This window comes from Mesorhizobium sp. ISC25 (genome assembly GCF_042295465.1).
Taxonomy (GTDB): domain Bacteria; phylum Pseudomonadota; class Alphaproteobacteria; order Rhizobiales; family Rhizobiaceae; genus Mesorhizobium.
On the sequence record NZ_CP135441.1, the window covers coordinates 5,969,259 to 5,980,151 of the forward strand.

Sequence of the window (10,893 nt, forward strand, 5' to 3'; positions counted from 1 at the left end):
CCATGTTGAAGCCAATCCTTTCCGAACTCGAGGATGATAGCGGGCCTACTCCGCCTCGACGCGCTTGAGGCTGACCGCGCTGCTATCTTGACGTCAAAAATGACCGCTCACATATCTCTTTATGGCTGCCGCCGCAGCCGACAGCCATGACCGCTTCGAAGGCCTACCACGGCGGAGTGTCCGCCTGATGCGGAAGGCAAGAGCGGCAGTGGCGCGCAGCGGTGGGAACCATCGGGCGTGCTTGGCTATTAGATACAGGCGGCTGCTGGTCTGCCGGGCCAGGAACCATTGCTTATGATCATCAATCCCCCACCGGAAAGCGCTATCCCGGCATCCGTTCCGTCGGTCGATCCAAAAGCCGCCCCGACGCCTCGCAATGCCGAAGCGGAGGTCTTTTATATCGAAGCGATCCGCGAGCTTGTCGCGACCGGCATCCCCTTTCTCGTCGCCGGCACCTATGCCGTAAGCGCCTATACCGGGATCATCCGCCCGACCAAGGATCTCGACATTTTCTGCAAGGCCGGCGACTGCCCGCGCATCCTCGCCCATTTCAAGCGGATCGGCTACGCCGTCGTGGTCGAGGACGACCGGTGGCTCGGCAAAGTGTTCAAGGGGACGCATTTTTTCGACGTCATTTTCGCCTCAATGAACGGCACAATGCCGGTCGACGACCAGTGGCTGGAGCACGCCCGTCAGGGCGAATTGCTGGGCAGCCAGGTGCGGATCATCGGTCCCACCGAGCTTGTCTGGTCCAAATGTTTCATCCAGGACCGCGGCCGCCACGATGGCGCCGACGTTTCGCACACCATCCTCAAGACGCACGATCAGATCGACTGGCAACGGCTCCTTTCCTACATGGAAGTTCATTGGGAAGTTCTGCTGATGCATCTCTTGAACTTCCGATGGATCTATCCGTCGGAGCGGGGCCGCGTACCCGCCTGGCTGCTCGATGAGCTGCTTGACCGGCTGGCCAAGCAGCGCGAATTGCCACCTTCCCGGATGAAAATCTGCCGCGGGCGCATGCTTTCACGAACCGACTATGAGATCGACGTCAAGGACTGGGGCTTTGCCGACGTCGGCGGTGAAGGAGAACATAGCAATGGCTGACGAGCTCGAAACTGCTTCGGCAAAGGCGGAAAACGGCAGCGCACTCAAAGTCGCCGCCATTGGCGATCTGCATGTCGGCAAGGAAGACCAGGCCTCGTACCGCGATCTTTTCGGCGAGATGTCGCGTGAAGCCCAGGTTCTCGTGCTGACGGGCGACCTTACCAATCTCGGCAAGCCTCGGGAGGCCGAAATCCTTGCCGAGGAACTGCGTGCCTGCACGATCCCGGTCGTCGCCGTACTTGGCAACCACGACTATGAGTCAGGCGCCGTCGAGCAGGTCACCGACATTCTGCGCCAGGCGGGCGTTCACCTGCTCGACGGCGAGGCGACAGAGATTCACGAGGTCGGGTTCGTTGGGGTCAAGGGTTTCGTTGGCGGTTTTGGATCGCGCATGCTCGGCTCCTTCGGCGAACCAGCGATCAAGTCAATGGTGGCGGAAAGCGTGAACGAAGCGATGCGGCTTGAAAACGCGATGCGGCAGGTCCGCGCCAAACGCACGCTTGTCGTTCTGCACTACGCGCCTGTCGTCGAGACGGTCGAAGGCGAGCCGCTGGAGATATTCCCGTTTCTCGGTTCGTCACGCCTGGCCGAGACAATAGACCGGTTCCAGGTCAGCGCGGTGGTGCATGGTCATGCGCATCGCGGCGCCTATGAGGGCCGCACGCCGGGCGGGGCGCCGGTCTATAACGTTTCCATGCATGTCGCCAAGCCGACCGGCCGTCCCTACGCCATGCTCGAAATCTGACAGGCGCTGCCACTGGCACAAGCAATCGGCCGACACGCTGCAGAGCGATCACGGTAACTGCCGGCTGAAAGACATCCGCTTCGGCGGAATATCGTTTTCATCCGGATTGGGAATGGGGTCCTCGTCGGGGAGCCTGTCGGGGTCCGGCTCACGCACGGGCTTGGGATCGGGGATGGGAGGCGGCGGTACCGGGGTCGGTGTTGGCTCGGGTGTGGGAACAGTGGCCATCGTAATATTCTCCTCTTGGCGCAGAACAACGCAATGGGTCAGCTGGTTCCCGCCTTCCTTGTTTTTGGAAACCACAGCGTCGCGCCTGCGGGTCAGCCCATTTCCGGATTCGCTTGGCTGCCGCCCGACTTGTTTGACCGCAGCAGCAGCGCAAGCGGAACGAACAGGGCGGTTGCCACCGCGCAGTAACGGAAGACATCGACATAGGCGAGCAGCGTGGCTTGGCGGGCGATCAACTGGCCAAGCCAGCCGATCGCCTGCTGCTTCGCCTCGACCATCGGCGAACCCTGGGCGACGAAATGCTCGGTCGCCTGCCGAAGCACCTGCTGATAGGCGGGCGACGATTGCACGGTGTGGCCGACCAGATTCGATTGATGGATCTGGGAGCTTTGCGCAATGACGGTGTTGGACAGCGAGACGCCGATGCTGCCGCCGATATTGCGTGCAACGTTGATCAGCGCCGATGCCTGGTTGGTCTTCTGCGGGGGCAGGCCGACATAGGCCGCGGTCGAGATGGGAATGAACAGGAACGGCAGCCCGACCATCAGGAAGACACGGGCAAAGGCAAAGAAGCGGAAGCTGGCGTCCGGGGTAAGCGAGGTCATGTGCCAAAGGGCCACTGCGACCACCGACATGCCCATCATGATCAGGTATTTGGGCTGCACGATGCTGCCTACAAATCCGGACACCGGCATCAAGATCAGCATGGCGATGCCGCCCGGCATCATCGAAAGGCCCGAGAGCGTCGCGGTGTAGGCAAATGTCGTCTGCTGCAGCTGCGGCACGATCTGAGTGGTGCTGAACAGGATAGCACCGACCGCCATCATGACCAGGAAGGCCGTACCGAACTGGCGCGTGAACAATAGGCGCATGTCGACGACCGGATCGCTGCGGCTGATTTCCCATGGGATAAGCAGCAGGAACGCGATCGCGGAAATCACTGCGAAAGCGGTGATAAAATTTGAGGCGAACCAATCGTAGCGCTGGCCCCGGTCGAGGAAGATCTCCAGGCATCCCAAGGCTATCGCCACCAGGACGAACCCTACCCCGTCTATCTTCAGGCCGCCTTTCAGCCGTTCCTTGCGTTCGCGTTCGAGGACGTCCGGTTCGACCAACAGCCATTGCACCAGCGCCAGCGACAGGATGCCGAACGGCACGTTGATGAAGAAGATCCAGTGCCAGGAGAAATGGTCGGTCAGCCAGCCGCCGATCGTCGGCCCGACCGTCGGTGCGACGATGACGGCAATGCCGTAAAGCGCGAAGGCTTGCGAGCGCTTTTCAGGCGGGAAGGTGTCGGCAAGAATCGATTGCTCGCTTGGCGCCATGCCGCCGCCACCGAGGCCCTGAAGGACCCTGAACAGGATGAGCAGTTCCAGGTTGGGCGCCAGTCCGCACAGCAGCGACGCGACGGTGAAGGTCGCCACGCAGAGCATGTAGTAGCGCTTGCGGCCGATGACGCTTGCCAGCCAGCCGCTGACCGGGATGATTATCGAGTTGGCAACGAGATAGGTGGTAATGACCCAGGTGCTTTCGTCCATTCCGGCCGCCAGGCTGCCGGCGATGTTGCGCAGGGCGACATTGGCGATCGAGGTGTCCAGCACCAGCATGAAAGTGGCGATCGAAACGACGACGGCGATGAGCCAGGGATTGTGCGTCCCGGCGGCGGATCGGCTTTCGCCCTGATTTCTGGCGGTTTCGCCGCTCATCGCACCTTGACCGTCGGCACCACCGACAGGCCTGGACCGAGAAGCACATCCGGCCGCTTGTCGAAGACGATCTTGACCGGCACGCGCTGCACCACCTTGACGTAGTTGCCCGTGGCATTTTCGGCCGGCAGGAGGCTGAAGGCGGTGCCGCTGCCGGCCTGGATGCTGTCGACGCGGCCATGGAAGGACCTGTCGGGGTAGGCATCGATATCGATGTCGACCGGTTGTCCCTGCCGCATCAGGTCGAGCTGCGTCTCCTTGAAATTGGCCTTCACCCAGACCTCGTCGGGAACGAACATCATCAATACCTGGCCGGGTTGGGCGTAGGTGCCGTCAGCGGCTGAAATGCTCGTTGCCCGCCCGGCTGCGGGTGCCGTGATGGTCGTGCGCGACAGCGTCGTGCGGGCTTGCTCCTGGCTGGCCTTGGCTTGCTCGAGCTGCGCCTCGGCGCTCCTGGCCTGTGCCTGCAAGACCGAAACCTGGCTTTTTGCCGAGGCGACATTGGCCTCGGCGCTGTCCAGCGCGGCCTGATCCTGACGCAACGTCGATGCCGCCTGCTGCGCCTGCTGCTGCGTTGCCGTGCCCCTGGCCAGAAGTTCGCGATTGCGTTGATCCTCGGCCTTGGCGAAATCCAGCGCTGCCTTGGCCTGTGCAACCTGCCTCTGGGCAGCGTTCACCTTAGCGTTTTGAGCCTCGATCTGGGCGGTGACATTGACGATTTCGGCCTCGGCCGCGGCGACGCCGGCATCGGCCTGCTTCAGGTTTGCCTGATAATCGCTGTCGTCGATGCGCAGGAGGACATCGCCCGCCTGTACATGCTGATTGTCGGTAACCGCCAGCTCGGTGATGCGGCCGGCGATTTGAGCGCCGATCGTCACCGTGCGCGCGTCTATGAAGGCGTCGTCGGTCGATTCGTACTGGCGGGCGTTCAGCCACCAGATCGCGACGCCTGCCGCGACGAGCAATAGCGCAAGCGCGATCGCTGCGGTCGCATAGGGATGGCGCCTGGGAAAGCCGAGCAGACCGGCCTTTCGTTGCGAGGCATTGCCGTCGGGCCTTTCCTGCCGGGGCTCTGCCGGTCGCCCATGAGATTCTCGAACCGGGGCCGGTTGCTCCCGGGTTTCATTTACAGGCTCGACGTCTTGTTCGAGGCTTTGAGGCTTCGTGTCCAACGGAATTGCTTTCAAGACTGATATTGCAGCCGCCAGAGCGCACGCAAAGCCAAACGGCAAGCTTCCGCAAAAGTTCCTGCCCGGACAGGTTCGGTTAACGGATCGACATCGAATCCACCGGCGCGCGCGTTTGGGATTCGAGCGCCGCTTCACCGGCCAGATTGTCCGTACGCCTCATGTTGCGGCGGTCTGGCCTTGTCAGCGCTCCACGGCGCGATAATTGCTCATGTAGGCGTGGGCGAATTCACCTGTCGACAGGAGCCGATCATGAAACATCAAACACTCGACCAACTGCAGGCCGTCGCGGAAGTTGAGTCCTTCGCGGCGTATCCGGCGATGACTCGAAACCAACGGATTGAACGTTGGGCGGAACTTCTCGAACAAAACCCGACGCGATGCCTTGGGGCGCTTCCAGGCACCGAATACATGAACAGGGAAGCGCGCGACAGATCGCGTGGCGCTGGGACGCCGCTCACTGTCGCGTTCGAGGATCCGGTTCTGCGTGCCATGGGCCTCAACGATGATACCTATGGTGAGGCAAAGCGCTTCTTCGAACTGAGCGACCGGCAGTTGCACCAAATCGTTTGCCATTGCCATGTTGGCGCTACGATGCAAGCGAGATGGGCCGCTGCCAGGGTGCGCGGGATAGTTCGCGGCAACAGATTTGTTGCCTGGATGAAGGGCTTGATCGTGCATTGACGCGGTACGAGGAACGGCGGAACACGCGTTCTTTCCGCGCCGTGGAGAGCGCTTCCGAACTTGGAAGGGCTCGTGGCCCGTCAGGCCGCGCAGATTGTGAAACTCCTCGACGCTTGGCTGCGCCTTGTCGCGGCCATGCGTCCGTTTTTGATGTGAGAATTTGAGTTGGCCCGCCGCAAGTGAGAGCCTTCGTCCGACTGGCGTTCGAGCGCAGTCCAGGCAGGTGCGATCTGGCTAAGGATGGACCCGCGATCCTTCGACGTGGCTAGCGATCGATTTCTCCGAACACGATGTCTAGCGAGCCGATGATCGCGGCAACATCGGCGATCATATGGCCTCGGGATAGGAAATCCATCGCTTGCAGGTGGGCGAAGGAAGGTGCGCGGATCTTGCATCGGTAGGGAACGTTGCCTCCGTCCGACACCAGGTAGACGCCGAACTCACCCTTCGGCGCCTCGACGGCGGCATAGACTTCACCGCTCGGCACGCGAATGCCTTCGGTATAAAGTTTGAAGTGGTGGATCGTCGCTTCCATCGAGCGCTTCATCATGGCACGCGGCGGCGGCGTGATCTTGCGGTTCGGGATCGCGACCGGGCCCTGACCTTCGGGTGAGCGCAACTTTTCCAGACATTGCCGCATGATCCGGACCGACTGGCGCATTTCCTCCATGCGTACGAGATAGCGGTCGTAGCAGTCGCCATGCTTGCCGACCGGAATATCGAAATCCATCTCCGAATAGCATTCGTATGGCTGCGCCTTGCGCAGGTCCCAGGAGGCGCCCGATCCGCGCACCATCACGCCGGAAAAGCCCCAGGCCCAGGCATCATCGAGGCCGATCACGCCGACATCGACATTGCGCTGCTTGAAAATGCGATTCTCGGTCAACAGCTCTTCGAGATTGTCGCAGACCTTGAGGAACGGATCGCAGAACTTCCAGATGTCGTCGAGGAGTTGCGGCGGCAGATCCTGATGCACGCCGCCGACCCTGAAATAATTCGCGTGCATGCGGGCACCGGACGCGCGCTCATAAAAGACCATCAGCTTCTCGCGTTCGGCGAAACCCCAGAGCGGTGGCGTCAGCGCGCCGATGTCCATGGCTTGCGTGGTGACGTTGAGGAGGTGCGATAACAGCCGGCCGATTTCGCAGAAAAGCACGCGGATGAGCTGCCCGCGTTTCGGAATCGATATTTCGAGGAGCTTCTCGGCGGCAAGACAGAATGCATGCTCCTGGTTCATCGGCGCGACGTAGTCGAGCCGATCGAAATAGGGCAAGGCCTGCAGGTAGTTCTTGTACTCGATGAGCTTTTCGGTGCCGCGATGCAGCAGGCCGATGTGGGGATCGGCGCGTTCTACGATCTCGCCGTCGAGTTCGAGCACCAGCCGCAGGACGCCGTGAGCGGAGGGATGTTGTGGCCCGAAATTGATGGTGAAGTTGCGAACTGCAGCCTCGGCCATGACAGTCCTCCGCGATCAGGCGGACTTCGGTTCCGTGCCGGAACCGGCTTGTCCGCTTTCAGCCGCTCACGTCGTCGTCTGGATGATCAGCGTCAGCGTGCCGTCGCCGTCGATATTGGCCGCCACGACCTGAGTGGAATTAAGTCCGTTCGCCGCCAGTGCCGATGCCGCCTGCGGCGATGCGTCGATCGAACTTTGCAGGATGCGCAAATCCTCGGCGCTGGTCTGGGTGACGACGGCCTCCGCCTGTGCCTTGATTTCAGGAGGCAGATCCTCCATCGCCACGATTGTCACTGCGGTGAAATTCTGGGCGGAGAAGGCTTGGTCAGGTGTAGCCTGGTCGGAGGTGGCCCCTTCTGGCGTGGCTTGCTCTGGCAGGGTTTGCGGCGCCGTTGGCGGCACAGGGGCAAGCTCTGGTCCCACGGATTGCGCATAGACCGGCGAGGCAAGGGCCAGTGCCGAAAGTGTGACAATTGTCGTTGATAGGCGCATGGCCATTCCTTCCGTTTTGCTCAGCGGACGATCAATTCGGTCACGACAAAACCATCGTGTCGAAATATGGTTCCGTTACGGAGGTTGCTGTCTTGCCGAAAGCCGTGATTGTCGCGGAAAGCAGGGCGCGAAATCCGGCGTTGCCCTGTCTCAGGCAGCGGCGTGGCTGCGATCGGGCTGCGGCCAGCGCTGCAATGCTTCACGGCCCTGAGCGGTCAGTTCGTAGATCCCGCGATCGGTGCGCGCGAACCAGCGATACACGTTGTGCAGCAGGATCTTGGGTGCGTTCGGCAGGTTGGGCTTCAAGTCACGTGGCCGCTTTGGGCCGTCGGCGAGCGCTGCGGCGCATGCCAGTGCCTGCTGGCGATACGCGGTCATGATCGGCGCACGCGAGCCGCCGCCGGCGACAGGATCGCCCTGCCGACGCCGATGTTCGTCGATTAGTTTCGAGCGGCGCCGGGGATCCCGACGCGGAGCCAATGCCGTCGGGCTAAGCAGCACCTGAACCTCGCCGTTCGTTCGCACGCCAAGCAGGCCAAAGCCGAGGCGACGGCAGAGATTGCGGTATCTCACATCGCTGTCGCGGCCCTTGCCCCGGGCCGACATGCACGCCGCGAGCCAGACCTCGTCGCTCGCCGCCATACGGTCGACGCCCTGGAGGATGAGTTCGAGATTGAACTTCAGCTTTAGTTCGCAGATGACGACGATCGGTGGAGAGTCGGCACTCAGCGCCAGCAGATCGCAGCCGCCGATCTCGCCCTTGACCATAAATCCCAGGCCTTCCAGGAAGGCCTTGACCGGGCTGTAGAGTGACGTTTCGAGCATGGGCCTTTGTTCGCTGCGAATCATCCCGCCGATCGGCGGTTCAGCGCGATGATCGCTCTTTGCCGTTGAACAGGAGGTAAACGACGGCCAAACAAGTGGTCAGAGCCGTGCCACGGCCGCTTGCCAATTTGGTATGCTGGTATAATGTGTACCTGAGGTAGCATGCTCCGCGTAACTGCACTGTGCTGGACATCCGGGCGCCCGAGACATCGTCCAGGGCATCGTCATTTGAGCGGCGGCTCCCCTGCGTTTTCTAATCCGCCAGCCGGCGGCAATGTGCATACGAGTCAATGGGATGACGATCGGCAGGGCCGTCGTTGGAATTCAGGAGTAACGGACACATGACAACGATTGCGCTGTTTGGTGCAGGCGGCAAAATGGGTTACCGTCTGTCGACCAATTTTCGCGGATCTCCCTACACGATACGCCATGTCGAGGTCAGCGACGCCGGTCGCGAGCGGCTTAAGTCGGGCCTCGGCATCGATGCCGTCAGCGCCGATGAGGCGCTTGATGGCGCCGATGTGGTGATCCTGGCGGTGCCGGACACGCACATCGGCAAGGTCGCGGCGAGCATCGAGAGCAAGCTTGCATCAGGCACGATGGTTGTCGTGCTCGACGCCGCGGCACCTTTCGCCGGGCATTTGCCGAAGCGACCGGACCTGACCTATTTCGTCACCCACCCGTGCCATCCGCCGATCTTCAACGACGAGACCGACATGGCGGCCAAGAAGGATTATTTCGGCGGCGTCAAGGCCAAGCAGCACATGGTCAGCGCCTTGATGCAGGGACCGGAGGAAGATTTCGCCAAGGGTGAGGCGATCGCAAAGATCATCTGGGCGCCGGTTATGCGCTCCCATCGCGTCACGGTCGATCAGATGGCGCTGCTCGAGCCCGGCCTTTCGGAAACGGTATGCGCCTCGCTGCTCGTCGTCATGAAAGAGGCCGTCGACGAGGTGGTGGCGCGCGGGGTCGACAAGCAGGCGGCGCTCGACTTCCTGCTTGGCCATATGAACGTGCTTGGCGCCGTCATCTTCGGCGAAACCAAAGGCGTGTTCTCCGATGCCTGCAACAAGGCGATAGAGTTCGGCAAGCCGGTGCTGATGCGCGACGACTGGAAGCGGGTGTTCGAACCGGAGGAGATTGCCGCGAGCATTCAGCGCATCACTTGAGGAGAGCGACGCGTCTTCCGGAACATGTCACCTGAAATTGTCATTGACTCATTATACCAGTTGGCTTAGCTGTTCGATGGTCGGACCGTTAAGCTTCTCAGCAGGCTCAGGGGCTGGATGAGTGGAGGATAGGGGGAGCGATCCGTCGAGGTGAAGCCGGCAAAGGCTTATGAATCTGACGCGAGCCGCCGCCTACGGCCGGCTAACGAAATCGAATGCATATAGCCTTGGGATCAAGGCACGGGTTTTCAACGGGAGGAATACATGAAACTGACACGCAGAATGACGCTTGCGGCTTTTGCCGGCATGCTGGCGCTTGGCACCGCCGCACCCGCCTATGCGGCGGATTTGATCGCCATCATCACGCCCTCGCATGACAATCCGTTCTTCAAGGCGGAAGCTGTCGGCGCGGAGGCCAAGGCCAAGGAACTCGGCTACGAGGCGTTGGTGCTCGTCCATGACGACGACGCCAACAAGCAGTCGGAATTGATCGACACCGCGATCGGCCGCGGCGCCAAGGCGATCATCCTCGACAATGCCGGCGCCGACGCCACCGTCGCCGCCGTGCAGAAGGCCAAGGACGCAGGCGTTCCTTCCTTCCTGATCGATCGCGAGATCAATGCCACCGGCGTTGCCGTCGCGCAGATCGTCTCCAACAATTATCAGGGCGCCCAGCTCGGCGCGCAGGAATTCGTCAAGCTGATGGGCGAGAAGGGTAATTTCGTCGAGCTCGTCGGCAAGGAATCCGACACCAATGCCGGCATCCGCTCCAAGGGTTACCACGACGTCATCGACGACTATCCGGATCTGAAGATGGTGGCGCAGCAGTCGGCCAACTGGAGCCAGACCGAGGCCTATTCAAAGATGGAATCGATCCTCCAGGCCAATCCCGATATCAAGGGCGTGATCTCCGGCAACGACACGATGGCGATGGGCGCCTATGCGGCACTTGCCGCTGCCGGCCGCAAGGACGTCATCGTCGTCGGCTTCGACGGGTCGAACGACGTGCGCGACTCGATCACCTCCGGCGGCATCAAGGCGACAGTCCTGCAGCCGGCCTTCGCGCAGGCACAGATGGCGGTCGAGCAGGCGAACGACTTCATCAAGAACAAGAAGTCTCCGCCCGAAGAAAAGCAATTGATGGATTGCGTCCTGGTCAATGGCGACAATGCCGCCAAGCTGGAGACGTTCGCGCTCACCAACTGAGCCGGCGTAACATCAAGCAGCAAGGGACGAGCCCCCGGTTCGTCCCTTGCTTCCATTTCGCCCTTTCTTCCATTTCTCTGGGGGCTCC

The 10,893-nt window shown here is 61.5% G+C and carries 10 protein-coding genes; 5 read left to right on the forward strand and 5 right to left on the reverse strand.

The genetic code is table 11. The annotated features are described in order from the left end of the window. Nucleotides 1-294 precede the first annotated feature (294 nt). Complete coding sequence (locus RQ479_RS29315; protein WP_376703321.1) at nt 295-1,107, forward strand: hypothetical protein; 813 nt, start codon at nt 295-297, stop codon at nt 1,105-1,107. After that, complete coding sequence (locus tag RQ479_RS29320; protein WP_352465796.1) at nt 1,100-1,852, forward strand: metallophosphoesterase; 753 nt, start codon at nt 1,100-1,102, stop codon at nt 1,850-1,852. Before RQ479_RS29315 ends, RQ479_RS29320 begins: the two co-directional genes overlap by 8 nt. A 320-nt stretch (nt 1,853-2,172) precedes the next feature. Here the strand turns inward: RQ479_RS29320 and RQ479_RS29325 are convergent, their stop codons facing one another. Together RQ479_RS29325 and RQ479_RS29330 are read right to left on the reverse strand one after the other, a co-directional pair. Then, entirely contained in the window at nt 2,173-3,786 is a 1,614-nt protein-coding gene (locus RQ479_RS29325) for a DHA2 family efflux MFS transporter permease subunit (RefSeq protein WP_376703322.1), read from the reverse strand. Continuing rightward, nucleotides 3,783-4,751, reverse strand: coding sequence for an HlyD family secretion protein (locus RQ479_RS29330; RefSeq protein WP_376703323.1), 969 nt, complete (start codon nt 4,749-4,751; stop codon nt 3,783-3,785). Before RQ479_RS29330 ends, RQ479_RS29325 begins: the two co-directional genes overlap by 4 nt. 474 nt (nt 4,752-5,225) lie before the next feature. Between RQ479_RS29330 and RQ479_RS29335 the strand changes: the two genes are divergently transcribed. Next, complete coding sequence (locus tag RQ479_RS29335; RefSeq protein WP_376703324.1) at nt 5,226-5,657, forward strand: hypothetical protein; 432 nt, start codon at nt 5,226-5,228, stop codon at nt 5,655-5,657. A gap of 265 nt (nt 5,658-5,922) precedes the next feature. Here the strand turns inward: RQ479_RS29335 and RQ479_RS29340 are convergent, their stop codons facing one another. The 3 genes from RQ479_RS29340 to RQ479_RS29350 form a co-directional block, all read right to left on the reverse strand. After that, nucleotides 5,923-7,113: an NADH-quinone oxidoreductase subunit D gene (locus RQ479_RS29340; RefSeq protein ID WP_376703325.1), complete on the reverse strand. Its 1,191-nt coding sequence runs from the start codon at nt 7,111-7,113 to the stop codon at nt 5,923-5,925. Nucleotides 7,114-7,179: 66 nt separating this feature from the next. Continuing rightward, nucleotides 7,180-7,605, reverse strand: a complete 426-nt coding sequence (locus RQ479_RS29345) for a hypothetical protein (RefSeq protein WP_376703326.1) — start codon at nt 7,603-7,605, stop codon at nt 7,180-7,182. 150 nt (nt 7,606-7,755) lie between these two features. Continuing rightward, nucleotides 7,756-8,430, reverse strand: coding sequence for a DUF2161 domain-containing phosphodiesterase (locus RQ479_RS29350; RefSeq protein WP_376706036.1), 675 nt, complete (start codon nt 8,428-8,430; stop codon nt 7,756-7,758). A 341-nt stretch (nt 8,431-8,771) separates the two neighbouring features. On the opposite strand from RQ479_RS29350, the gene RQ479_RS29355 reads away from it, so the two are divergent. Next, the gene (locus RQ479_RS29355) at nt 8,772-9,599 is read left to right on the forward strand and encodes a phosphogluconate dehydrogenase C-terminal domain-containing protein (RefSeq protein WP_352568083.1); all 828 of its coding nucleotides are present in this window, start codon (nt 8,772-8,774) and stop codon (nt 9,597-9,599) included. A 264-nt stretch (nt 9,600-9,863) separates the two neighbouring features. Continuing rightward, nucleotides 9,864-10,805, forward strand: coding sequence for a D-ribose ABC transporter substrate-binding protein (locus tag RQ479_RS29360; protein WP_352524517.1), 942 nt, complete (start codon nt 9,864-9,866; stop codon nt 10,803-10,805). Nucleotides 10,806-10,893: the final 88 nt, after the last annotated feature.

Coding starts and splice junctions, on each gene's coding strand:
- RQ479_RS29340 (WP_376703325.1), bottom strand. CDS start 7,113: ATGGCCGAGGCTGCAGTTCGCAACTTCACCATCAATTTCGGGCCACAA.
- RQ479_RS29350 (WP_376706036.1), bottom strand. CDS start 8,430: ATGCTCGAAACGTCACTCTACAGCCCGGTCAAGGCCTTCCTGGAAGGC.
- RQ479_RS29360 (WP_352524517.1), top strand. CDS start 9,864: ATGAAACTGACACGCAGAATGACGCTTGCGGCTTTTGCCGGCATGCTG.
- RQ479_RS29355 (WP_352568083.1), top strand. CDS start 8,772: ATGACAACGATTGCGCTGTTTGGTGCAGGCGGCAAAATGGGTTACCGT.
- RQ479_RS29325 (WP_376703322.1), bottom strand. CDS start 3,786: ATGAGCGGCGAAACCGCCAGAAATCAGGGCGAAAGCCGATCCGCCGCC.
- RQ479_RS29345 (WP_376703326.1), bottom strand. CDS start 7,605: ATGCGCCTATCAACGACAATTGTCACACTTTCGGCACTGGCCCTTGCC.
- RQ479_RS29335 (WP_376703324.1), top strand. CDS start 5,226: ATGAAACATCAAACACTCGACCAACTGCAGGCCGTCGCGGAAGTTGAG.
- RQ479_RS29320 (WP_352465796.1), top strand. CDS start 1,100: ATGGCTGACGAGCTCGAAACTGCTTCGGCAAAGGCGGAAAACGGCAGC.
- RQ479_RS29315 (WP_376703321.1), top strand. CDS start 295: ATGATCATCAATCCCCCACCGGAAAGCGCTATCCCGGCATCCGTTCCG.